The sequence below is a fragment of the Rhodoglobus vestalii genome, assembly GCF_006788895.1.
Taxonomy (GTDB): Bacteria; Actinomycetota; Actinomycetes; order Actinomycetales; family Microbacteriaceae; genus Rhodoglobus; species Rhodoglobus vestalii.
Genome location: NZ_VFRA01000001.1, coordinates 1046910 through 1071159, shown reverse-complemented (window position 1 = coordinate 1071159; position 24250 = coordinate 1046910). Strand labels below are relative to the sequence as shown.

Sequence of the window (24250 nt, the reverse complement as noted above, 5' to 3'; positions counted from 1 at the left end):
CAGCGATAGCCTGTGAGGGCGCACCGCGGATATCGCCGCGGGTGCGTTGCTGTTGAGGAGACACGGAACGAATGGCAAGAGTCGCCGAACTTGAAAACCATAGGTCATCAGAAGTTTATTCACGGGCGGTGTCTCGCTAGTGGCATCCACGGCGACGGACACACAACGCGCTGAACTGCACAAGACGATCTGGCGCATCGCCAATGACTTGCGCGGCAGCGTCGACGGGTGGGACTTCAAGAGCTACGTGCTCGGGATGCTCTTCTACCGTTTCATTTCGGCGAACCTCACCGCGTATGTCAACGCGGGGGAGCGCAAGGCAGGCAACGCCGATTTCGATTACACCTCGCTGAGTGACGCGGAAGCGGAGTTCGGCCGACGGGAGACGGTCTCGGAGAAGGGTTTCTACATTCTTCCGAGTGAGCTTTTTGTCAACGTTCACCAGCGGGCACCACAGGACGAGAACCTGAACGAGACCCTGCAACGAGCGTTCCGCAACATCGAGGGTTCAGCGGTGGGGGCCGATAGCGAAGATGACTTGAAGGGCCTGTTCGACGACCTCGATGTCAACAGCGCGAAGCTTGGGCAAACAGTGCTGAAGCGCAACGAAAAGCTCGTGAAACTGCTGGCCGCGATCGCCGATCTACCGCTCGGAAATTTCGACGACAACACGATTGACCTGTTCGGCGACGCGTACGAGTACCTGATGCAGATGTATGCGTCGAGTGCGGGCAAATCCGGCGGCGAGTACTACACCCCGCAGGAGGTGTCGGAGCTGCTTGCTCGCATCACGGTGGTAGGCAAAACCGAGGTAAACAAAGTTTACGACCCGGCGTGCGGGTCAGGTTCGCTGCTGCTCAAGTTCGCAAAAGTGCTCGGCAAAGAGAATGTGCGCCGGGGTTTCTACGGGCAGGAGATCAACCTCACCACCTACAACCTGGCTCGCATCAACATGTTCTTGCACGACGTGAACTACGAGAAATTCGACATCGCTCACGGCGACACGCTGCTCGACCCGGCGCATATGGAGGACGAACCGTTCGAGGCGATTGTGTCTAACCCGCCCTATTCGATCCGGTGGGACGGGGACGCCAATCCGCTTCTGATCAATGACCCGCGGTTCTCCCCGGCGGGCGTGCTGGCTCCCAAGTCGAAGGCCGACCTAGCGTTTACCATGCACATCTTGAGTTGGCTCGCCGTGGACGGCACCGCCGCGATTGTCGAGTTCCCCGGAGTGCTCTACCGCGGCGGTGCCGAGCAGAAGATCCGAAAGTATCTGGTCGACAACAACTATGTGGATGCGGTTATCCAGTTGCCGCCCGACCTCTTCTTCGGTACCACTATCGCCACTTGTATCATCGTGTTAAAGAAGTCTAAGCAAGACAACGCGGTGTTGTTCATCGACGCTTCAGCCGAGTCTGATCGAAGCGGCAATAAGAATAAGCTCACTGTGGCGCACCAGCATAAAATTCTGGACGCCTTCACCCACCGCGTCGGTATCGACCACTTTGCCCGGCTGGTGAAGAACAGCGAGCTTGCTGACAACGGCTACAACATCGCGGTCTCCTCCTATGTAGAGCAGGAGGACACCCGCGAGGTTGTCGACATCACTGGGCTGAACGCAGAGATTGCCCGAATTGTCGCGCGGCAGTCGGAGCTGCGTACCTCTATCGACGTGATCGTCGCAGACTTGGAAGGGGGCGAGTCATGAGCGAGGTACAGGACATTGTCATCTATGCGGCGCCGGGGGTGGAGCTTACGTTGCCGCTTGACCGTGACCGTGAGACCGTGTGGGCCTCACAGGCTCAAATCGAGGAGCTTTTCGGTGTCGATCAGTCGGGTGTTTCGCGGCATATCCGAAATATTTTGCGGGATGACGAGGTGGATCAGGAAAGCAATATGCAAAAAGTGCATATTGCTGGTGCAGACAGACCGGTCACCCTTTATAGCCTCGATGTGATCTTGGCGGTCGGGTACCGTGCGAACTCCTCACGGGCGATTACTTTTCGCCGCTGGGCAAGCGCAACTTTGAAGCAGCACCTCATTGATGGTGTGGCGCTTAACGAGCGCCGGTTGCAGCAACTTGGTTCGATTGTGCGCATCCTGTCTCGTTCGTCTGAGGAGCTTGTTTCGGGGGTAGCGGATGTGCTGGCCGGCTATCTTCCTGGTCTTCAGCTTCTGCGTGACTACGACGCGGGCCACCTCGATGCCGTCGCAGGTTCGCACCCGGGGTGGGCGCTCACTATCGAAGAAGCTCGGTCGGTGATTGCTGAAGTGCGGGTCAAATTTCTTGAGGACACCCTGTTCGGTAAGGAGCGCGGCGGAGCGTTGGAGGGTGTGATCGCCGCGATCTATCAGGGGTTCGCCGGGCAGGAACTTTACCCGACGGTTCAGTTGAAGGCGGCGAATCTGTTGTATCTGGTGGTGAAAGATCACCCGCTGTCTGACGGCAACAAGCGCAGCGCCGCCGCCCTCTTTGTCACCTTCCTCAGCCGCAACGGCATTCTGATGGATGCCGACAACCAGCCGCGAATCTCGAACAACGCCCTAGCGGCGATCACCCTCCTGGTTGCCATGAGTGACCCGAAAGAAAAAGAACTCATGGTCGCGCTGGTTGTGCGGATGCTGTCGGAGCCCGCGCCATGAGCCGCATCGACGAGTTGATCGCGGAGCACTGCCCTGATGGAGTAGAGTTTCGTGCCCTTGGCTCGCTTGGGAAGCGGAATTCCGGCACGTCTATCACTGCCGGAACTATGAGAGAGCTTGCTGTTGATAATGGTCCAATCCGCGTTTTTGCGGGTGGCCAGACGATTGCAGATGTTGCGGAAAATGCTGTAAGACCAACGGATATCGTTCGCGAGCCGAGCATCATCGTTAAGTCTCGCGGACATATCGGTTTTGCGTATTACGAACGACCCTTTACTCATAAAAGCGAACTATGGTCCTATACGTTGAACGATCCTGCAATTAACCAGAGGTTCGTCTATTACTTCTTATTGACGCAGGTTGGAAAGTTGCAAGACCTTGCACGTGCGACTTCAGTAAAACTCCCTCAACTTAGCGTCCGAGACACGGATCTCCTGCGTATTCCGGTTCCGCCTCTAGCAGTGCAGCGGGAGATTGCACGCATCTTGGAACAGTTCACCGAGCTGCAAGCGGAGCTGCAAGCGGAGCTGCAAGCGGAGCTGGAAGCACGGCGCCGTCAGTACGAGCACTACCGCCGTGAAGTGCTTACTTTCGGAAATGAAGTATTGTCGCGCCCGCTTAGTGATCTGGCAAAAAACCTTGACAACAAGCGCAAACCTGTGACGAAGGATGCCCGAACGGCTGGATCGATACCGTACTACGAGGCATCTGGAGTAGTGGACCATGTCAGCGATTTCATTTTCGATGGCGACTACCTCCTCGTCTCCGAGGACGGCGCAAACCTTCTGGCGCGATCCACCCCGATCGCTTTCTCCATTTCAGGCAAGACTTGGGTGAACAACCACGCCCACGTGCTTCAATTTGGTACCTACTCGGAGCGCCGGTTTGTTGAGATCTACCTAAACTCCATTGACCTCTCGCCATTTGTTACAGGGGCAGCACAACCGAAACTGAATAAAGCAAACTTGAACAGCATTCTTGTACCTGACCCGTCGCTGGAGGAAAAGGAGCGCATCGTCGCGATCCTCGACAAGTTTGACGCGCTAGTGAACGACCTAGGTACGGGTCTTCCGGCAGAGCTTGTTGCTCGTCGCAAGCAGTACGAGCACTATCGTGACAGGCTTCTGACGTTCAAGGAGCTGCCGGCATGAGCGACGCACCTGCAAAGCGGTACGACCCGATCTCTGTCAGCTCCGAGAGCACGGTCGTTGCGGAGTTCGTGTCCGACGCGTCGAGCGCGGCCGCTTACCAGTCCGAAACGGAACTGGAGCGAGAGTTCATCCGACTGCTGCAAAGCCAGGCCTACGAGTACCTGCCCGTCACGAGCGAAGCGGAATTGGTTGCGAACCTGCGCACGCAACTCGGAGCCCTCAACAGCATCCAATTCTCCGATGCCGAATGGGCGCAGTTCTTCATCGAACGGATCGCCGGGGCGAACGATGGCATTGCCGAGAAGACGGTGCGCATTCAGGAAGACCACGTTCAGCTTCTGAAACGTGACGACGGCAGCACCAAGAATGTGATGCTTATCGACAAGGCGAATATTCATAACAACCGGCTCCAAGTCATCAACCAGTACGAAATCAACCAAGGCGACGGCGCTGAGGCGGAGCGTGGTGCTGCACGCCCCACCCGGTACGACGCCACAGTGTTGGTGAACGGGCTGCCGATGGTCCACATCGAGTTGAAGCGGCGCGGGGTCGACATCCGTGAGGCGTTCAATCAGATCGGCCGCTACCAGCGCGACAGTTTTTGGGTAGGTTCCGGGCTTTTCGAGTATGTGCAACTGTTTGTCATCACCAACGGCACGCTCACCAAGTACTACTCCAACACGACGCGACGCGAACACGTCAAAGAGGCCACCGGCACTAAGCGGGCACGCAAGACCTCCAACTCATTCGAGTTCACCTCCTGGTGGGCGGATGCACAGAACAAGCCCATCCAAGACCTCCCCGCGTTCGCCAAAACCTTCTTTGCCAAACACAGCCTGCTCAATGTGCTCACCAAATACTGCGTGCTCACCGCCGACAGGATGCTGCTGGTCATGCGGCCGTACCAAATTGTGGCGACCGAACGCATCCTGCAACGCATCCAGATATCAACCAACTACAAAAAGCTCGGCATCCTGGATGCCGGTGGTTACGTGTGGCACACCACCGGCTCCGGAAAGACCCTCACCAGCTTCAAGGCTGCCCAACTGGCGTCCCGGGTGCCGAGCGTCGACAAGGTGCTGTTCGTTGTCGACCGTAAGGACCTCGACTATCAGACCATGCGCGAATACGACCGGTTCGAGAAAGGGGCGGCGAACTCCAACACCTCCACGGCGGTGTTAAAGAAGCAGCTCGAAGACCCGTCCGCCAACATCATCATCACCACCATCCAGAAGCTCGCTAACTTCATCTCCGCCAACAAAGGTCACGCCATCTACGGCGGGCACATCGTCATCATCTTCGATGAGTGCCACCGCTCCCAGTTCGGCGATATGCACACCGCCATCACGAAAGCGTTCAAACGGTACAACCTGTTCGGATTCACCGGCACCCCGATCTTCTCAGTCAACGCAGGAGCCGGAGGCAACCCACAACTGAAAACCACCGAGCAGGCGTTCGGCGAGAAACTGCACACCTACACAATCGTTGACGCGATCTCCGACAAGAACGTGTTGCCGTTCCGCATCGACTACGTCAACACGGTCAAAGTTGGTGCGGTCGTTGACAAGCAGGTCTCCGCGATCGACACGGAGCGGGCGCTCCTTGCCACCGAACGCATCAGCAAAGTCGTCGACTACGTGCTCGAACACTTCGACCAGAAGACGAAACGCACCCAGCACTACACGCTCGAAGGTAAACGGCTGCGCGGATTCAATGCCCTCTTCGCGACCGCTTCCATCGAGGCCGCCAAACGCTACTACGACGCCTTCATGGGTGCGCAGAGCCAGCTCGCGTTCGACCAGCCCGGATACCAAAAGCTCAAGATCGGCATCATCTACAGCTACGCCACCAATGAGGCGGAAGCCGACGGCCTCCTCGACGAGGAAGAATTCGAAGCTGGCCGGCTCGACCAGAGCTCCCGGGACTTTCTCGACGAGGCTATCGAGGACTACAACGAGACTTTCGGCACCAGCTACGACACCTCCGCCGACAGTTTCCAGAACTACTACAAAGACCTCTCCCTGCGGCTGAAGAATCGTGACATTGACCTGGTCATCGTGGTCAACATGTTCCTGACCGGCTTCGATGCCACCACCCTGAACACGCTCTTCGTTGATAAGAATTTGCGCGCCCACGGGCTGGTTCAGGCCTTTTCGCGCACCAACCGCATCCTCAACTCGGTGAAGACTTACGGCAACATCGTCTCATTCCGCAACTTGGAAGAGCAGACCAACGACGCGATAGCCCTTTTCGGCAACAAGGATGCGGGCGGCGTGGTGCTGCTCAAGCCCTACGCCGAGTACTTCACCGAGTATGCCGAAAAGGTGACCGAACTGCTGGAGAAGTTCCCGCTCGGTATGCCGATCGTCGGGGAGTCAGCGCAGAAAGAGTTCATCGCCCTATTCGGCGTGATCTTGCGCCTACAGAACATCCTCACTTCCTTCGACGAATTCGCCGGTCAGGAGATGCTCACCGAACGGGAAAGCCAGGACTACCGCAGCGTCTACCTGAACCTGTGGGCCGAGTTCCGACGAGACACCGATGCCGAAAAAGAGTCGATCAACGACGACGTCGTGTTCGAGATCGAACTCATCAAACAGGTCGACATCAATGTCGACTACATCATCATGTTGGTGCAGAATTATCGCGCCGAGCGGGGTGACGAGGACGATACCGAGATTCGGGCGACGATCACCCGGGCGGTCGACGCTTCCCCGACTCTGCGGAACAAGAAGGACCTCGTCGAGGCGTTCGTCGACTCGCTGTCGGCTACCGGTGAGATCGATGAAGAATGGCGAGCCTTCATTGTGGCGCGGCGCGGGGCAGAGTTGGATGCAATCATCTTGGCTGAGGGCCTCAAGCCGGAGGAGACGCGCGCGTTCATCGAGCGGGCGTTCCGCGACGGCGCAATCCAGGCTCAGGGCACCGCCCTCACTAAGGTGCTGCCGCCGGTCTCACGCTTCTCAGCCGAAGGCGGCCACGGGGAGAAGAAACAGCGGGTACTGGGGCAACTAGGGGCGTTCTTTGAGCGCTTCTTCGGGCTGAACTAGAGCGCGGTATTCCGCGGACTCAACACTGTCGGTGCCGTGGTGGATACTCAGGGCATGACTTTGGATTATTCGTTGCTTCTGGACGTGCTGGTACCACTGCTTGCTGTCTCCCTTGGTGCGTACTTCAGTGCGCGATTAGGTGTGGCTCACGCTGAGCGGTCAGAAGTCAGCCGGTTCCGCCGGGAGTCGGCTGAAGAACTAGTTGTGGCATTCACGACGCTGCGAGATCTCTTGCGTGACGTGCAGCACATTCGCGACGTCGAGCAGTGGATAGCTGCGGTGAACGCCGCCTACGACGCGATTGAGGATGCGCGATATCGAACGCCGTCGAGCTTTCGGCACCTCAAGCAGAGCCTCCGTTTCGCGTTGGGAGAGGCGGTCGGGGGAGTCTCGCTTGCCGACATGCGGACTTCTCGGGAGCACGAGGAACTATCCGAATACAATCATCGCTGGAATGAGTATGCGATCGAGTACATAGAGATGGTACTGGGCTCAATCCGGCAGTGGCGCGACGCTCCGGTGAAGACCGCCCCGAAGGTGTGGCTGCTCGCGTTCGACCCATGGCTCGCGAAGACGGAACGCTACGTTTCCGGCCAGGGCATCGCGGAGATGACATAACGGCTCTTATCGGACGAACTCGCGAGCGCTCTATTGGTTAGCACCGTCGACTATGCTCGCGCTACGGGCTTGCAGAGTCTAGGGCGCTGGCCCACGCTAGGAGGTGGGCCATATTGCTACTGATGCGCGATCGGAGACCTTCCGTCAAGCGCACCCGGGAGAGGTCTTCTCGATAGCTGGCGAATGTCGCTCGAAGGTCAGCAACATGGTCGCTGGGAGTTAGCGCTTGGCTGCGAAAGATCTCGTCCTGTCGTGCATTGACAGAGAGCTTCATTAGTTCGTGGTACTCCAGCTCGGCCGGGTCTCTGGATAGATACCCTGGGTAATAAGATTCCACAAGACTAGAGTCCCGACGCCAGAGCTCGGAAGCCAAGTCGACGGGCAAATATCGGTGCAGTCGTTGCACGTAGTATCGAGCCGGGGCCCCGCCCGAGCTCCTTAGCTCTACATGGTTACGGTGCTCACTAAATCCGATTCCGTGGGAAGCGCCCTTCAACCCCACGGAACCCAAGGTGACAGCGAAGTATCCGCCGTACAGTGCGAAAAGACGCTTACCAGATTCAGCGACGGTGCGAACAGCTCTTGCATAGCTGCCGAGCCGGTCGACATTCGTCGGCGAAACTTCATCTAGATCGTCGATCCAGATAATCAGATCTGTTTCGTCTATCTTTTTGCTTGTCGACACAAGCGTCTCGGGCTGGTCTGTCGCGATCACTCGAACCATCCGGGCGCGAACTCCCGCCTCGTCAGCGTGAGCGCACGCCTGATCCCATAGTTCTTGATTTATTCGGAAGGTTTCGAGGTCGTCGTTCGCGAGCATCAGATATGGTGCGAGAATCCATGTCGGAGATTTCGCATCGTCCTGCGGTAGTTCTCTTTTTAGTCGGCGGGCATACTTCTCGAAGGCCTTGGACCCGACATTGGTGTAGTTTGTGTTGAATTCCACCCAGGCTTTGGCGACGGAACTGACGCGGTCCTTGCTCCATGCTTCTCGCGTCATAAATCCTTGTGCTTCGACCGCGTCCAAGATGCCCAGAACACGCGCTAATGAAATATGTGACTTCTTCAATTCGCTGTTCAGATATTGGAACAGTGGCATTCTCGGATCGATCGCGTACGGCGCATCGACGGCTGCGGACAAAGTCAGCACGAACCCGCGAGTTCCTTCGGCCTGGTAGGCGGCAATAGTCCCGGGGACCATCAGCCCAGAATATTGCGACGTGAGAGTCCTTAACGTTTCTTGATCAGTTGAACCGTAGGCTAAGAAATGTTGAAATTTATCGAACACGGGTCTCCTTTTGTTGTCCCAAAAGTCTTCCGAGAAGTCTGGATCGGATTTTCCGATTGCTCCGTGGCTGTTTAGCGGCTAAAGCCACGACGCGCATGCGGTCTTGCAGAACAATTACGCCGATGCCGTACTCACGTGCTACGGCTAGATTGTCGTCGTTTGGAGTGTTGGCGACGACAATCCAACTGCGGTCAAAGCTCAGCCTGTTGTAAATGGCCTGCTCCAATACGCGTTGAAAAGAAGAAAGTTTGAGTTCGAAGGCGGATGCCGTCCCTGTGCTGTTCAGAGTCGCGAGATCCACTCTCCGTCCATTCCAAGGAAACTCGGTCCGGAGGACAGTGTTTGGTCCTATCCACCGCCGGGAACGCAGCATTGCCAACAGCGGCTCAAGAAGAACTTCTTCTTCAAAGTTGGCCGGGGCTGGTGATTCTTCCCAAAGAAGTTTTCGCAAACCGTCACGCTCCCGGGTCGCCGTTGAGTGCCTCCAAGGCAGTTGCCACGGCCGGAGATGACTTCACTTCATGTGACGCGATTACTTCTGCTTGCCCTACCTTCCAATACGGCTGCGCCACCCACCCAAGCCCGAATAGCCCTATAACGAGCGTCGCGCCCGCTGCAAGGAGAGCGTAGACGGCTAAATTTGTGGACCCGAGTGTCTTTGAAATTGCCCCCAAGACGCTCGCCGCGGTCATTGCGAGAGCAAACGGCACAACGAGCCACATAACTCGGTGCATCCGGACGCGGACGTTGTCAGACGCAAGTGCCACAGCAGTTTGAAGAACAGCCAGTCGGTTGTAGTCGCGAATCGTGGCGAGTGCGATCTCGGGGCGGGCTCGCGTGAGATAGCGGTCTTCGCCAGCGTCGTAGTCACGAAACACGTCGTCCAAAAGTACGCGCAAGGCCTTCAGCTTCTCAACGGCCGCAAAGCGGAGCTTGATTAGAACGCGGTCGGAGCGGTTTTCAAGCTTCTCAGCGAGGTTGGGTCCGGCCGTGAGGAAGTACCAGATGGCACCGTAACTAGCGATGGTAAACGGAATAGAAACGGCAAGGACGCCCACCTGGTCCATCTGCCTATTCCTTTCCCAAAATATCCTCGCGAATCAAGGAATTCTTTGTGTAATCGTCGTATCTCTCGTAAACGTACCGGACAAGTTGTCTGAGCGACCACCCGGCGAAGCGTTTCCTAAGATCGGCCGCTTCCGAGACAGTGACCTTGGGCAGCTCCCGAGTGAGCACAGCAAAGTAATCCCGTCCGAGTTCAGTGAGCTCGAAGTCGCGGGTGGAATATTCGGCCGGAGCCGCATCAACACCAACTATCTGCGCAATTTCGTACTGATCTTCATTGCTTGCGCTCGTTTCTGCGGTGTCGTTTAGAAGGCCAGCCGCCGTCAACGTAGTCAACGCTTGGTATACCTTTTGAGAAAAGGGGCCGAAATTATAGGGCTCGAAGTCGGCGCTTTCGGTCATGGCTCCGCCGGCGCTTGTTTCGCGTTCTAGTAAGAAGACTAGTTTTTCGAGTCTGGTGATGCCCCGGATTTGACCTTGTCTCTCCCGTGGTCCGGGGTCACTTCCAACCAGCAGAATCACCGCGTCGTCAACATCGAAATCTGCACGTTCATCTGTCACGAAGAGTCCCTTTCGATCACTGCTTCCGAGAGCTCCATTTGCTGACCCCAAACTTGCTCGTCTTGGATCCGTACCGAACAACTCGGTTGCGTTGCTTCGAATGATACTTTGATTGCCCGTGTGGGCGCCCTTGAATGACTCCATCATCTCCCCGCCGAACGACATTTCTGTCGGAGCAAGACGAAATGTGCACGCTCTCCGGACAGATAGATTTTTTAGGAGGAGTGTTGTCTTTTATGCAGAGTAGCGACGAAGTTGTCGGCTGAAAAGCTTCTTGGAAATCAGAGTGATTCAGTTACGGCGAAAAATCGACGGAAGCGACTTTGGCCTATCGCGAGATTTCGTGGGTAACTCTAGTTTGAGATAGCAAGCGGCCGCCGTTTCGTGATTTGCACACCACAACGCGAGGCTGAAGAAATGTAAAAGAGCCCACACTGGCGCGACAGCAAAAAGTGGCGAGCCCAGCCGCGTGCCTGACGAAAGCAGAGCCTAGCCAGCCGCCTCGACGATCGCTGGACATCCAATTCTTCGAATTAAAGAGGTCAGCTCTCCAACTCAAGCATTGTCCGCCAAGCGGTATTGAGCCCCTCGGTGATGTCGACTCCTGCCACGCCCGCTCGAACCTTGCCAATTCGAATTAGTGTGCTGTTCGTGTGGGAGGTAAACCTGCCGTGCGCTTGAATTTCTTCCGGAGTCCACTCGTACGCGGCATCGATTGTGTGCGTACTCGCATTAGCAAGGATGAAAACACAAATGTCGAAATCTGTCGATCGGATCGAAGAGAACACTGCGGAAGGGCGGGTGCCTTCTCGAACGTTCCGAACCTTGACTTGCACGCGCCGGCCGTCAACGGAAATCAGATCGTAGGACTTCTCTGAATTTGAAGCCAGCTCGCCTTCGTAATAGGCGGCGCAGGCGTACTCGGCCAGATCACCGATTGGGGCATTGTTTGTACGCACTAACCCGCGCCGACCGAGTTCAACGAGCAAGGCGGTGTAGACGTGAAGGATTTCGCCCACGGTTAACAATGTCGGATCGAACCCAGGGGCGTTCGGCGAAGCGCTTGGAGCGAATGCTTGCCGAACCGCCTCTGACTGGGTCTGCGATAGATCCCAGTGCTCTCCGAGTTCGGCCTTTGAACGGAACCCTTGTTTCCGCAACCACGCGCGCACGCGTTTTGCATGAACGTGAAGCTCGGTTGCGAGCGCCGCAGGCGTGGTGGTCTCGGTCGAGGAATCCATATTTCGACTGTACATGGGCAGCCCGCACTGGCTGGATGTGCCCGTCGCGGTATTCCGTGTGGAAAAGTTTCGGGCTTAGTCTGGAATCCGGTTCGAGCCTCCGCCAAAGTGCCCAATGATTACAAGGCCACTAGAATTAAATGAAAGGGCCACAACTGGCGGTTTCATTCTTTGAAACCGTCTTGTTCATTCAATTGATTGACCGCGGAGATCTTGATGAGATCTTTCCGTTCGCGGTCGATCCTGACGGCACTTTAGGTCGCGGATCCTGCCGGGGTTCTCGTTAACGACGAATAAGCCTGCTTTTGGGCAGGCTGAATTGTTTCGGTCGTGCGGTAGCGGAAGCGGTCTCTAAATTCGGGCGCTGATTACCCTGGCGGTGCGGCGGCCTGAGCGGTGACTAGGCGGGCCAGCGGGCGCTTGTTCTCGTCTTTTCGACGGCGTGCACGTATGGGCTTCTCGACGGCTTTGTCTCGGAGCTTCAGTATGAATGCCGCTATTGACCGCAGGTTGAACGAGCTGATGGAGAGAGCGGTGACTAGATAGTTCGAACTAAAACCTCGGCCGGAGCACTTTTTGGTGTTCCCGAGGTCTTCTTGATTGGCGTCTTTGAAGCGCGAGTTCGAAGCTTCGACGAGGTTGCGCATGCCGTAATGATTGGACCACTCTTCGCTCATGTAGGCGAATCGTTGCAAGTGCTTGAGGGGCTGGAGGACACGCGACTTGCCGCCGGTTTCTTTCGCCTTGACGGTTTTCTCCGGAATCAGCAGCGGAATCATGATGCTCTTCTTGCCGTCGAGCGAAGTATGCGGCACGGGGGACTTGGTTGGATAGGTGAACCGTTGGTAGCCGTCAGGGTCAGGCAGACCCTTGGCAATCATGCGGTAGTTGCTGCGGTTCTTCAGACGAGCGAGGAGGGCGGCGCGTTTTTGGTTGTAATCGACTCGCTCGAATTCAGACCGCGATTTCTCCAAATCGACAAGGTCTTTGGTCGCGTCAATGAGTTTTTGGGGCATGCTGCGAACATGCCAGTTTCCATCGACTAGGTAGAGGTCTGCGTAAATCCCTTGTAGTCCTAAGTCCTTAGCTCTGTAGTCGATGACGAGTTCGACCCCGGCTTTGCGGGCCGGAATATGGAACGTTTCGATTCGACTGTTGTTGTAGGCGCGGTCGGCCATGACGAGAAAGCGGTCAAGGCCGAAAGCGGCCTTGTGTCGCTCGATGAGCTTCATTCCGTGGCCAACGAGCATTCCAGGTTTATGGAAGCTGATGGCGGTGACAACGGATGGGAACAGCTCACTTTCAGAGGGGCGATTCCATACTGTTGTTGCAGTTTCGACTTCGTACCCTGCGACATCGGTTTTCGCGCCCTTGCCATCGTGTTTACCACCACGACGATATCGTCCTGAGAACGGGTCGGGGTTGCTCCGATTGAGTTCTAGGTTGGTCGGGTTCTGCCTTCCTTGCACTGCAATGAGGCTTGCATCGATGGCGCAGTTGCCTTGATATTGGCGAAGGAACTCCTTGGGCATGGTTTGCGCCGAAGCGAGCACCAGTTGGTTGCAGAGCCAGTCGATACGGTCGAGATTCCGCTCGTGCTCTTCTTTGCCTTCGCCCTGGGTGAAGTCCGCAAGTCGTGCGGCGTAGTCCCCGGATTTCATCCTTCCGTCCAGCGGGAACGGGTAGGGGTCGATGTGGCCAAGTATTTGTTTCAGTCCGCGCCAAAAGCAGTGATACCAGTCCATCTTGTCCGATGGCTTGTTCGGGATTCCCAACAGCTCGAAGTGTTTTGTCCCAAACCGTCGGTGAAGAGTGTTCGCGATGTCCAAGTAAACGACGCCCCGACCCATTTGAATATGTAGCAGCATGATGGGAAGGATGGCGGTCAACGGCAGGACGCGTTTACGTCCTGCCGTTGAAGTGCGGGCTTCGCTGTCCCACTGCATAATTTTTTCGTTGATTCCGGCGTCCTCGATGAGCGCGATGGAATTGCGAAGGTACGCCAGAGATACGGGGCCGAGAGCGTGTTCGTCGTCGCGTTCCTCGGAGCCCATCCCGAATGTGTCGGCCATCCGCTGCTCGCATAGGGCGAGGGCAGCTTTGCTTGATTCAGCTCTTGTGCTCAAGGGCGCTCATCACCTCGCAGCATCACGCGGTACTCGGCTATCGGCGCGGACTCCACGTAGGCCAAATACTGGTTGAGGTTTTCGAATTGAGCCATGCCGCCAGCACGTAGAAGTTCCTTTATCGAGGTGCCCATTCTGAGGTGGGTTGTAATCCACGTTGCTCGAAGTCGTGTGAGCACAGGAACGACTCCCATGGTTCGGTACATGAAATCGCTCACCATGTTGTTGCCACTGGGCGCACGTGGCCCGCCCCACAGTAATTCGGTCGCGGAGCCACGAACAGCAGTGGTGCCTCGACTGAGAGACGCCGTGCCTTTGCGCTTGGAGCGTCAGTGGTCGGTAGCGTGTATCCCGTACCCTTTATGGGAGTCCAGAGAAGAGGCTCACCCCGATCCCGTCACTTCGTGACCGGGGCGCCCGCCACGGCGCCCGCCACGGCGCCGAACTACGCGTGCTGACCACTGCCTTTGGCCGGGGTTCCCGGCCTGATTGGGTCACGTCCCTGGGGGTGGTGTAATTTCTGGCTGCTGAGCGTCGCTACGGCGACGTGAGGAGCCACCGTGTGATGGTCGGTGAGAACCGACTAAAGCTACTCACACGAAGGACACCACACGATGGCTCTTGACCAGTCTGCACTGCTTGATCTGCTTGCCCGACTGAAAGTCACCGACGTCACTGACCGTATTCGCGCCGCGACCGAGAAGCTCTATCAAGAGCTGATCGATGCCGAAGCGTCCGCGTTCATCGGCGCCACCCCATTCCAACGCACCACCCACCGCAACGGCACCCACCGCAACGGCACCCACCGCAACGGCACCCGCCCTCGAACGTTGACAACGACCGCCGGGGATTTAGAGCTGTCGATCCCGAAGCTTCGACAGGGAACCTTCTTCCCGGCATTGTTGGAGCGTCGCCGCCGAGTCGGCCAGGCCCTGTTCGCGGTGGTGATGGAGGCATATCTTCACGGGGTCTCCACTCGGAAGGTTGATGATCTCGTGAAGGCTCTCGGCGCTGATTCTGGGATCTCGAAGTCGGAGGTCTCAAGAATCTGCGCGGGTTTAGACGAGGAGGTCGCCCAATTCCGGGACCGGGATCTGGCCGCGCTGGACTTCCCGTATGTGTTTCTCGACGCCACCTATTGCAAAGCTCGCGTGAACCATCGGATCGTGTCCCAAGCGGTCCCCGTCGCCGTTGGTGTTGCTGCGGACGGGCGCCGCGAAGTGCTCGGCTTCGACGTGGGAGACACCGAGAATGAGGCATTCTGGACCGCGTTCCTGCGGTCGTCGAAAACCCGCGGCCTGGGCGGGGTGGCGTTGGTGATGTCTGATGCGCACTCGGGGTTGAAGAAAGCGATCAGCACCGTCTTTCAGGGTGCCAGTTGGCGACGCTGCCGGGTGCATTTCATGCGCAACGTGCTCGCTGTGGCGCCCAAGGGCAGCCAAGACATGGTGGCCTCGGTCATCCGCACAGTCTTCGCGCAACCCGACGCTGAACACATCAGCAAGCAGTTCACCGAAGTCGTTGCGATGTTGGGCCTCTCCCACCCCAAGGTCGCGGCCATGCTTGACGACGCACGACACGACCTGCTCGCGTTTGCCGGATTCCCGCAACGGCATTGGCGTCAGATTTGGTCAACGAACCCGCTGGAACGCGTCAACAAAGAGATCAAACGCCGCACTGACGTCGTGGGTGTGTTCCCGAACCCGGCCGCCCTGTTGCGTCTGGCAGGTTCGGTACTGGTCGAGCAGCACGACGAATGGGAAGCCGGCGACCGCCGCTATTTCTCTGCAGCCTCGATGCTGGAACTGAAGGCCATGAACGTCGCCAGCGAAACCATCGAGGAGGTGAACCCCATCCCCGAACTCACCGCCGCGTAAGCTAAAACCACTGACCCGCACGGAGAAGAGAAATCACACCACTCGGCGGGACGCGACCAGAATGAAGTTGGTGAACGTAAGGAGCAGGGTGGTTCCAAGAATTATTTCGAACTTTTACGATGCTTCCAATGTCACGGTGGCGGGTCACAGCGCAGATCCACTTTGTTCGGAAGAGTCGTGATGGCGGCTGCGCGCGACAACGCACATGGTCACAAGTCGACCCGAAACCAGGCCTCGGTCCCTTTGCCAAGCATGTCGAGGAGGGCTTTGCTCGCTGCCGGGGCGGGCCTAAGCGCAGCGGGCCTGCTCGCTTTGGTCGGGCCTCATCCGATTGGTCCGGCATCGGGCTGCACTGGAGACGCCGCATTGCTGGCGCGTGCGGAGCCTCACCTGCGCGGGCTCAATAGGGTTGCACTCGCCTACATCGACGGCGACACCACTACGTACGCTGGCATTGGCGCCGGCGAGCGGATGCGGTTCGGGATCGGCTCCCTGTCCAAGACGTTTTGCGGGGCGGTCCTGATGGACATGGTCGCGAAAGACGAGGTAAGGCTGGATACGACAGTCGGCGAACTGATCGATGCGAACCAATCGGACGTGGCCGACGTGACATTGCGGGAGCTCGCCTCGCACACCTCGGGCCTGCCCGACTTCACCGCACACGAGACCAGCAGCAGCAATGCATGGTTCGGCCTGCTCCACGCCGACGGCTCACGCCAGGACGCAGCGGACACCGTGGCCGACATTCTTGGCCAGCAGTTGACGGACCGAGGAACCTACTCATACTCCACGGACGGAATTGCCCTACTCGCCCATGTGCTGGGCCGCCGGGCAGGAACGACGTACAAGAAGCTCCTTACCGAACGGATCCTTACGCCATTCGACCTGACAGATACCTCCCTGCCCGTCACCCGGGCCGGTCTACCCGACGGATGGGAAAAGGGACTACTCGGCGGCCGCCCCGCCGAGCCGTGGACCCTTAACGGCCTCGCACCCGGCGGCGGCATGTGGTCCAGTTGCGCGGACCTCGCCACCTGGATGCGTTTGACCAGGGACGGGCTCCAGCCCGGAGCGGCCGGGCTTCAGCCGGTGGCACCAGCACCGCTGCTGCCATGGTTGCCCGACGCAAAGATCGCCATCACCTGGGTCCTCGCCACAACACCGGCAGGAGACGACCTCATCTTCCACAACGGACTCACCGGGTCTCACCACTCATACGTCGGCTACTGCCCCCGGACCGGGCGCGGACTGGCCTACCTCGTCAACTCCGCACCCAGCGGAGAACAACTGCTGATGCTGCAAGGCGACCTCGTGGGGACCCTCCTCGACGAAGGGGTCTAGAGATGAGTGACACCGTCGTCATGGTCATCACCGGTCTGCTCGCCCTCGGCGTCCCCGTGTTGACTGTGTGGGGCATTTGGCGCAACGCCAGCCACACACCCACCCGCCAACGTGCTTTAGCGAACGTGTTGGGCAGCATTGCCGGCACCGTAGTGCTGGGCGTTGTACTTCCCGCTGCTTTGCTGGGGGCGCTCGACCCTTTCCCGATCTGGCTCGTCTACGCAGGGTTCGCCGTCGCGGGCGCCATCGTCCTCGCGTGGCGCTGGCCAGCACTGCGATCAGGGCAGTGGAGTAGTCCCAGTCTGGTAATCAGTTCATTTCTGTTGCTCGTGGTGCTTGTGATGGCAGGCATCGCCGTCACCTGAACTCGACGCAAGCAAACAGGACATCTGTTAGGTGCACCAGCGGCAGCGACGGTCAATCACGGTTCTTTCACATCCAGCGCACGGAATGCGTCGAGTTCTAAGGTGCGCATGTCGTTGGCGCCGATCGACAGCGTGACCGGGTCGGGTTCGTACTCGTCGAGCAGGGGCAGCTGCTCGGCGATGACGTCCTTCAGTTGTGCCCCATAGCGGGAGGTGTTGACGACCTGCACGGTGCGCCCGCTGTGCCGCTGGAGCCTCGCGCCGAGCAAGCCCACGTGCGAGAAGTCGAGCGTCGCGGTGCCGATGCCCTGCGCCGGCGAGTCGCCAAGCGCGAAGTACAGCAGGTCACCGGCCGATGGTATCCATCACGGATACGCGTGACGCGAGGTCACACGGTTTAGCCCCCCCGTCACGCGCCTGTACTAAAGTCTCGGACATGACCACGTCCGAGCGGCCGAAGGTGCGACTCTCGAAAAGTTATGTCGGTGTTGAGCCCACCCTGGGTTCGAATTCCAGCGGTTCCGCCATTGGGCTCCTTGCGAAACTCGCGAAACCTGTTTGCGAAACTGAGCTCAAAACCACCTTAAGGGGCACTACTGGGATGCGCGAGCGCGCACTCAACACCTTGATCAACACAACAGAGAAGGACACAACAACATGGCCAACTACTTGATCGCTGGCGCCGGATCCGTCGGCAAGACCCTCGCAGCTCGTCTCATCTCTCGCGGAGACAGCGTGCTGGTTGCCAGCCGCTCCGGCACGTCAGTCGACGGCGCCCAAACCGTGACGGTGGACGTGACAAACTCCGCCTCGCTGGCTGCTGCTGCGCAAAGCTGCGAAACCATCTTTCTGGCGACCAGCCCAATCGACTACCACCGCTGGCCAGAATTGTGGCCTCCGATGTTCCAGTCGACAATTGATGCTGCCCATCAAAGCGGGGCGAAATTGGTGATCGTCGGCAACCTCTACGCATACGGTGAGGATTCTGCGATGCCAATGACAGAACAGAGCCCGCTTCTGACGAAGGAGACCAAAGGTCGAGTGAGGAAAGACGGCTGGGAGCTTGCGCTCGCCGCACACCAACGTGGTGACATCCAGGCCGTCGAAGTGCGCGCCAGTGACTACTTCGGCCCGGGTGCGGGGAAAACGGCACAACTTGGAGCCGGTTTCTTCAGGCCTGTGATGGCAGGGAAGAAGGTGAGTATCTTCGGCAGCGCCACCGAAAAGCACAGCTGGACCTTCCTCGACGACTTCGCAAGCACACTGATCGCAGCCTCAGACTACGAAGGGGAATGGGGCCGACCGTGGCTGGTTCCCACTGACGAGCCACTCACGCGCGAGGAAATCGCCGCTCGAATCAATGCCCAGACGGGTAACTCCGCGAAAGTCGCCTCATTCGGGTCGGTTCTCCTCCGGACATTGGCCATCTTTTCGCCAGGAATTCGGGCGGCAAACGACTCCGCTTACCAATTCAATCGACCGTTCGTGGTGGACGCCACGGAGACCACCAATCTGCTCGGCGTGACCGCAACGAAGTGGCAAGACGCGCTTGCGACGACAGTAGCGTGGTACCGAGAAAACCCGGCATAGAGAACTGAAGGATCCGCCGCCGCCCAGGGCAGCGGTCCGTGGCTGAGCCAGAAGGAACTGCACAGGATTGAGGCAATTCCTTGCCCTAGTGCGGAATGGCTATCTGGGTGGCGGTGGAGACTTCTACGTCCTGCTCGAAGGCTAAGTCATCGCTGTAGCCGTTCACCGCTTCGAGAATGGACGCACCACCACAACTCAGAGCGGTTATGGCTGCCGTTTGTGATGTTTCAGGACATAACAAAACCCCGACTTCCGGAGCACTTTGACCTGCCCAACGTTTGCCCACAAGCGTGGGTGACCCTAGAAGATCATGCGTCGTTCTGTTCACTGGGAATGGACCAATTTCGGGGGATTTCGGTGCATTCCGCAAAGTTCCTTGACTGCGCACGTGGGTCCAAATCCCACCGGCTCCGCTCTGCGGCTCCTTCCGATACTCGCGAAATCTGTTTGCGAAACTGGGCTCAAAGAGAACGCTGCCGAAGAATCGGCGACGTTCTTCGCTTCTCGCGGCGCAGGTGACGATCCCGGACTGCCCTGCGGACCGCGCGAAGGCCCCGGAAACGACGAAAGGTTCCGCGACGCCCGTTTCCGGGCGTGGTGGAGGCTTCGATGGTGCAGGTGTGTCGACGACGCGTGAAAACTGGACAGTAACGACGCGGCGAAAGCGTTCAGAATTCGAGCGTCGTCGACAAACGCATCATGAACTAGTCGTGTGCCCAGACTAAGAGCCTGGCAGCAGAGATCCTGTCAACCACCGGCTCACCAATCTTCTCGAGCATCGCCGCCAGCTTGCGCGGCCACACCACGTGCACCCCGTTGACCGTGAACGCGTCGGGAAAGAACCCCCAGTCGGAGTCGACGAAGCACAGCATCCTGTGCACGGGCACGTCGCCGACGGCACCCCGCATGTGCTCGACCTGATTCTGCACGCCCTCGACGAGCTTCGACTTGTCGCCACCCCGATAGATCAGCAGCTCGACCCGCGGAGGAATGATTCCGCCCTCGACACGCTTCTCGGGCGCCTTGCCCGCATACCGCTTGGTGTCGATTACCCACGCCCCGCCCGGCGTCACCACGATGTGGTCAATGTTGGTTTTCGAGCGCGGAATGCGCCGATCATGCATGACCCGGATGCTCTGCGACACCAACCCGTCAAGCCAAGCCCCCACGGCCGCATCACACACATCTGTGCGAGCGTCGAACTGCCGATCTCGACCTACCTCGGCAAGCCAGGTGACCATGCCGAGTGGCGCAAGTGTTCACGTCGGCCGGCTATTGAACCAGAAGATCCAGGTTGACGTTTGACGGGCTGGTGCAGACCTTTATGGTTGCGAGTGTCGTTTCAGACTGCGATAACGCCGAGCTGTGCAAGAGCAGCTACAAGTCCCGCTACCTCCATCGCTCCTGCGATGAACACTGGCAAGAACCGAACCTGCGGGTTGGTCGCCCAACACCAACCCGTAGCCAAGACGGCCGGGAGTGTTTGAGCGGGCAAGCATCCCTGTTCGCAGCGATTGGCCCAGCGAGCCCGCTGGGCGTGTATACTAGGCGCTCCTGGATGGCGTGGGACCACGCGAGCAGCGCAGCTAGACCCAGAGCCGTTGCGGCGACGGATGCAACACCGTGGCCCCTCGAGTGAGCGAGGATTGGATCCATGAGGAGCGGTCGGCCTGGCTTCGCTGCTGCGTACCTGCTGACCGCTGCTTGTATTCGGGCTGGTCTGGGAGATGCGGGGGTCGCTGCGGGGCCGGGTGTTGTGGCTAGGCATGCTGTTCTAGTCGATGTACGGCTACTTGTTCTACGCGGTAGCCGCGGCGTTCAACCAGTTCTTTCTCCTCTATGTCGCCGTCTTCGGACTCCCGCTGTATGCGCTGCTGTTCTCGGTGCCACGCCTCGGCTTGGTCCGGTTCGGTGACGCGATGAGCGGATGGGCCGCTCGTGTCGTTGCCATCATCTACACGAGCGTGGTGGGAGTGGGACTCGGCCTGTTGTGGGTTGGCATCTCCCTCAGCTACCTCGCCACCGACGATGTCCCCCAGCCGATCGTGGACTCCGGACACCCGACCGGGGTGGTTTTCGCCATTGACCTCGTGTTCATTGTGCCGCCCATGCTGCTCGCCGCCATCTGGCTGGTACGACGACGGGCGCTCGGCTGGGTGTTGGCCGGTGTCATGAGCGTAGGAGGGAGCATCTACACCCTCACCCTGGCCGCCGCAAGCGTCGAGGTCGCGCGCCAGAACGTGGGAGCCGGCTCCGAGCTCCCGATCTGGGCGGGGCTGACGACGCTGGGGGTGGTGACGGTTGCGCTGCCGTTCGCCGGCATCCGCCGACCTGGCGGATCCGCGACCTGGCCAACTGGGCTGAGGTGACCCTTGAGTTCGAGTCGTGCGCGCCCGGCCTTCGCTCCGTGGGGCTTCTTCCTGGTCACCTTCGGGTTCAGTTGGGCCGTCTGGTGTGTCCCGGTGCTGATGCACTTCGGCCTTCTGCCGGCCCGGGAAGGCGGGGCTCTGGTCTGGCTGCCCTTCCTGGGTGCCTTCGGGCCGATGGTCGGCGCCCTGGTAATGCTCCGACGCGAGAACGGCCGAGGCGCCCCTTGGGCACATCTACGGCGTGTCATTCAGATGAGCAACTCGCTACGTTGGTACGTGATGCCGGTGCTGCTCTTCGGAGTGGTGGGGCTCGTCGTCTGGGGCGCTCCGCTTCTGTGGGGAGGTACTCCGCAGGCCTCGTTCCTGCCGACTCCGTGGGTGATTCCCGCCGTTGTGGTGTTCATGGTGTACCTGGGTGGTGGCCAGGAGGAGATCGGATGGCGAGGATTCGCGCTCGACCGATTGCTGAACCGACACAACGACCTGGTCGCGAGTCTGATCCTGGGTGTGGTGTGGGCGCTCTGGCACGTGCCGCTCTGGTTCATGGCCGGCACCTCTCAGGGCTTCATGCCCTTCGGCGCCTTCCTGATCATGATCTTGTCATTGTCGGTCATCCTGACCTGGGTCTACGTGGAGAGCGGCCGTTCGATGTTCCTGGCGATGTGGACTCATGGGGTGGCGAACGCCTACATGGCGATCTTCCCGGTTCTTGTCCTTGCCGCCGTCAACCAGTACCTGTACTGGATCTTCTGCTGCGTCCTTGCGGTGGTAGCCGTAAGCATCACCTTGGTGCGCGGCGCCTCGCGGCGCTCGGGCGGAACGCCTAACTAGCGATTCGACAAGACACGGGATTGTCGCGATCATGATGTTCCCCTACATCCTGTTCCTGCAAGACCGTCTCGCCTATGTGGGCCCAGTTGCTCACAGCGACTGCACACCCACCTGACGTGACGCACGTCAGGTGGGTGGCGATTCCCTTCGGCCGAGAGGAGGACGGTCATGGGATTCTCTCTCCTCGGCATGCTCGTGAGCGTCGCCGTCTTAGCGCCGAATCTGCTGCTGCTCAGGTTCCCTCCGCGTCCGTCGGTACCGGTCGTCGTCTTGCCGCGGCCACTGGCCTGGCTGGAGCGCGTGAGTCAGGTGTCGTGTCTGGTGGTACCGTCCATTGCAGTTCCCGGGGCGCTGATATGGGAGTGGGGCGTGATCGTCGCCGCCGGGCTTGTTGCCTACTATGCACTCTGGGCGCGCTACCTAATCCACCATCGTCGCGGCTCGGCTCTCTACGCGCCGTTCGGCTGGCTGCCCGTGCCTATGGCTGTATTCCCGTTCGTCATTTCCCTCGGAGCCGGGGCATGGGTGAGTAGTCCGTGGACCTGTGTCGCCGCGATCCTCCTGGCGGCCGGGCACGTGCCTTGCGCTGTCATCATCGCTCGTGCGATAGGTGTGAACGGGACCGTGATTGAGCGTCGCTGCCTCTCCAGGCTAATGACCACCTCCGACCTACTCCACTCGGCGCCGCACCGCTAAGCGACTCGCGACGGTCTTGGCGTTTGGGAATGCTGAGCCTTTGGTTGACTCGTTGACCTGACTGGATATTCAGCAGCTGATGATGCTCGGCATCATCGTACGAGTCACTCCTTTGTGCGATCATTGTGACCCCGAATTAGGGCAGAACGGTAAGTAAATCATGGGCCCGTTTACGTCGTCGAATATGACTACTGATTAGTCGAGCCAACTTTGTTAGCTCGGCCCATAGTGAATGTGTTGTCAGCACGAAGAACTCGCAGGTCTTTGTCGGAGCATTCGAGTCGCCGTCGACTGGTCTGTAGGCGATTTGAGAGTGTGCGCGTGCAACGCATCAATATGGAGATCAAACGCCGCACTGACGCCGTGGGTGTGCTCCCGAACCCGGCTGCCCTGCTGCGCCTCGCTGGCGTCGTTCTGCTCGCGCAACACGACGAAGCGGTGGGACTCACAATTCCACGAACAACGATCACACGGTTGTCTTTGAGCGGATCTGTTTACTGGTTTGGAACGATTCGCGGTTTAGTCGGGAATCGGTTTCCGCGCTTTCGAAAACTTCGGTTCCTGATCAGGACTTTTTCAAAAGAATGAAACCGCTACAACTGGCGGTTTCATTCTTTGAAACCGTCTTGTTCAGTCAATTGATTCACCGTGAAGTCGCGGCAGTAACGGTGTCTGGGTTCGGGTGCAGGTTGCCCGGGCGGTGTAGCGGCCCGAGCAGGGGCCAGGCGCGCCAACGGGCGGTCGTTATCGTCTTTTCGACGGCGTGTGCGGAGGGGCTTCTCGACGGCCTTGTCGCGGAGCTTCAGGATGAATGTGGCTATTGAGCGCAGGTTGAATGAGCTGATGGTGAGGGCAGTGGCGAGATAGTTCGAGCTGAATCCGCGCCCGGAGCGCTTCTTGGGGTTTCCCAGGTCTTCTTGGTTGGAATCTTTGAACCGTTGGTAGCCGTCAAGGTCAGGGAGACCCTTGGCAATCATGCGGTAGGCGCTGCGGTTTTTCGCCCGCGCAAGGAGCACCGCGTGTTTCTGGTCGAAGCAGATGACGAGTTCGACCCCGGCTTTGCGGGCAAGAATGTGAAACGTTTCGACTCGACTGTTGTTTCAGGCGCGGTCGGCCATGATCAGAAAACGGTCGACACCGAAGGCGACCTTGTGTCGCTCAATGAGCTTCATCCCATGACCGACGAGCTCGCCGTGCCTATGGAAGCTGATAGCGGTGACGACGGATGGGAACAGCTCGCTTTCAGAAGGGCGATTCCAGCGGGTTGTCGCGGTTTCGACCGCGTACCCGGCGACATCGGTCGTCGCGCCCTTGCCGTCATGGTGACCGCCGCGACAATTTGGGTGAAATACGGTGGTCAGAGCCCGATTGGGGGTACGGTTTATCCAACAGACTCGACCTGGCTCTAGGCGTAAGGCCGTCGGAGCTTAACGAA

General features: G+C 58.7%; 21 protein-coding genes and 1 pseudogene. 14 read left to right on the top strand and 8 right to left on the bottom strand.

What is annotated here, in order from left to right; translation table 11 throughout:
• Positions 1-139 precede the first annotated feature (139 nt).
• The 5 genes from FB472_RS05115 to FB472_RS05095 are packed head-to-tail and all read left to right on the top strand — an operon-like array spanning position 140 to position 7465.
• Positions 140-1711 carry a type I restriction-modification system subunit M gene (locus FB472_RS05115; RefSeq protein WP_141989939.1) on the top strand — a complete coding sequence of 524 codons (1572 nt, stop codon included), beginning with the start codon at positions 140-142 and terminating at the stop codon, positions 1709-1711.
• Positions 1708-2646, top strand: a complete 939-nt coding sequence (locus FB472_RS05110; RefSeq protein ID WP_141989938.1) for a type II toxin-antitoxin system death-on-curing family toxin — start codon at positions 1708-1710, stop codon at positions 2644-2646. Before FB472_RS05115 ends, FB472_RS05110 begins: the two co-directional genes overlap by 4 nt.
• A complete protein-coding gene (locus FB472_RS05105; RefSeq protein WP_141989936.1) occupies positions 2643-3797 on the top strand; it encodes a restriction endonuclease subunit S in 1155 nt (384 codons plus the stop codon). The genes FB472_RS05110 and FB472_RS05105 overlap by 4 nt, the downstream gene beginning before the upstream one ends.
• The gene (locus FB472_RS05100) at positions 3794-6847 is read left to right on the top strand and encodes a type I restriction endonuclease subunit R (protein WP_141989935.1); all 3054 of its coding nucleotides are present in this window, start codon (positions 3794-3796) and stop codon (positions 6845-6847) included. Before FB472_RS05105 ends, FB472_RS05100 begins: the two co-directional genes overlap by 4 nt.
• 54 nt (positions 6848-6901) lie before the next feature.
• Positions 6902-7465 carry a hypothetical protein gene (locus FB472_RS05095; RefSeq protein WP_141989933.1) on the top strand — a complete coding sequence of 188 codons (564 nt, stop codon included), beginning with the start codon at positions 6902-6904 and terminating at the stop codon, positions 7463-7465.
• A 61-nt stretch (positions 7466-7526) separates the two neighbouring features.
• Here the strand turns inward: FB472_RS05095 and FB472_RS05090 are convergent, their stop codons facing one another.
• From FB472_RS05090 to FB472_RS05070, 5 genes are all read right to left on the bottom strand, one after another.
• The gene (locus FB472_RS05090; RefSeq protein ID WP_141989931.1) at positions 7527-8666 is read right to left on the bottom strand and encodes a hypothetical protein; all 1140 of its coding nucleotides are present in this window, start codon (positions 8664-8666) and stop codon (positions 7527-7529) included.
• Between the two features lie 542 nt (positions 8667-9208).
• The gene (locus tag FB472_RS05085; protein WP_141989929.1) at positions 9209-9820 is read right to left on the bottom strand and encodes a hypothetical protein; all 612 of its coding nucleotides are present in this window, start codon (positions 9818-9820) and stop codon (positions 9209-9211) included.
• Between the two features lie 4 nt (positions 9821-9824).
• Positions 9825-10379 (bottom strand): hypothetical protein, encoded by a 555-nt coding sequence (locus FB472_RS05080; protein WP_141989928.1) that lies wholly within the window; start codon positions 10377-10379, stop codon positions 9825-9827.
• 542 nt (positions 10380-10921) lie between these two features.
• The gene (locus FB472_RS05075; protein WP_141989927.1) at positions 10922-11620 is read right to left on the bottom strand and encodes a DUF6998 domain-containing protein; all 699 of its coding nucleotides are present in this window, start codon (positions 11618-11620) and stop codon (positions 10922-10924) included.
• A gap of 368 nt (positions 11621-11988) precedes the next feature.
• Entirely contained in the window at positions 11989-13692 is a 1704-nt protein-coding gene (locus FB472_RS05070) for a hypothetical protein (RefSeq protein WP_170192018.1), read from the bottom strand.
• Between the two features lie 668 nt (positions 13693-14360).
• On the opposite strand from FB472_RS05070, the gene FB472_RS05060 reads away from it, so the two are divergent.
• From FB472_RS05060 to FB472_RS05050, 3 genes are all read left to right on the top strand, one after another.
• A complete protein-coding gene (locus tag FB472_RS05060; protein WP_141989922.1) occupies positions 14361-15623 on the top strand; it encodes an IS256 family transposase in 1263 nt (420 codons plus the stop codon).
• Positions 15624-15875: 252 nt separating this feature from the next.
• On the top strand, positions 15876-16964 hold the full coding sequence (locus FB472_RS05055; protein ID WP_170192017.1) for a serine hydrolase domain-containing protein: 1089 nt from the start codon (positions 15876-15878) through the stop codon (positions 16962-16964).
• Positions 16965-16966: 2 nt separating this feature from the next.
• A complete protein-coding gene (locus FB472_RS05050; RefSeq protein ID WP_141989919.1) occupies positions 16967-17329 on the top strand; it encodes a hypothetical protein in 363 nt (120 codons plus the stop codon).
• 56 nt (positions 17330-17385) lie between these two features.
• Here the strand turns inward: FB472_RS05050 and FB472_RS05045 are convergent, their stop codons facing one another.
• Positions 17386-17670 carry an SGNH/GDSL hydrolase family protein gene (locus FB472_RS05045; RefSeq protein WP_281283325.1) on the bottom strand — a complete coding sequence of 95 codons (285 nt, stop codon included), beginning with the start codon at positions 17668-17670 and terminating at the stop codon, positions 17386-17388.
• Positions 17671-17986: 316 nt separating this feature from the next.
• On the opposite strand from FB472_RS05045, the gene FB472_RS05040 reads away from it, so the two are divergent.
• A complete protein-coding gene (locus tag FB472_RS05040) occupies positions 17987-18919 on the top strand; it encodes an NAD-dependent epimerase/dehydratase family protein (protein ID WP_141989916.1) in 933 nt (310 codons plus the stop codon).
• Positions 18920-19623: 704 nt separating this feature from the next.
• Here the strand turns inward: FB472_RS05040 and FB472_RS05035 are convergent.
• A complete protein-coding gene (locus FB472_RS05035; RefSeq protein WP_141989915.1) occupies positions 19624-20160 on the bottom strand; it encodes a nuclease-related domain-containing protein in 537 nt (178 codons plus the stop codon).
• A 540-nt stretch (positions 20161-20700) separates the two neighbouring features.
• Here FB472_RS05035 and FB472_RS05030 point away from each other — a divergent pair.
• The 4 genes and pseudogenes from FB472_RS05030 to FB472_RS14315 all read left to right on the top strand — a co-directional run.
• Positions 20701-21288, top strand: a complete 588-nt coding sequence (locus FB472_RS05030) for a hypothetical protein (protein WP_141989914.1) — start codon at positions 20701-20703, stop codon at positions 21286-21288.
• 3 nt (positions 21289-21291) lie between these two features.
• Positions 21292-22119 (top strand): CPBP family intramembrane glutamic endopeptidase, encoded by an 828-nt coding sequence (locus FB472_RS05025; protein WP_141989913.1) that lies wholly within the window; start codon positions 21292-21294, stop codon positions 22117-22119.
• A 168-nt stretch (positions 22120-22287) separates the two neighbouring features.
• Positions 22288-22815, top strand: a complete 528-nt coding sequence (locus FB472_RS05020) for a hypothetical protein (protein WP_215730384.1) — start codon at positions 22288-22290, stop codon at positions 22813-22815.
• A gap of 324 nt (positions 22816-23139) precedes the next feature.
• Positions 23140-23250: pseudogene (locus FB472_RS14315) on the top strand (transposase); the annotation flags it as partial.
• Between the two features lie 173 nt (positions 23251-23423).
• Here the strand turns inward: FB472_RS14315 and FB472_RS05010 are convergent.
• A complete protein-coding gene (locus tag FB472_RS05010) occupies positions 23424-23831 on the bottom strand; it encodes a hypothetical protein (protein ID WP_141989911.1) in 408 nt (135 codons plus the stop codon).
• Between the two features lie 3 nt (positions 23832-23834).
• On the opposite strand from FB472_RS05010, the gene FB472_RS05005 reads away from it, so the two are divergent.
• On the top strand, positions 23835-24224 hold the full coding sequence (locus tag FB472_RS05005) for a hypothetical protein (RefSeq protein WP_141989909.1): 390 nt from the start codon (positions 23835-23837) through the stop codon (positions 24222-24224).
• Positions 24225-24250 lie beyond the last annotated feature (26 nt).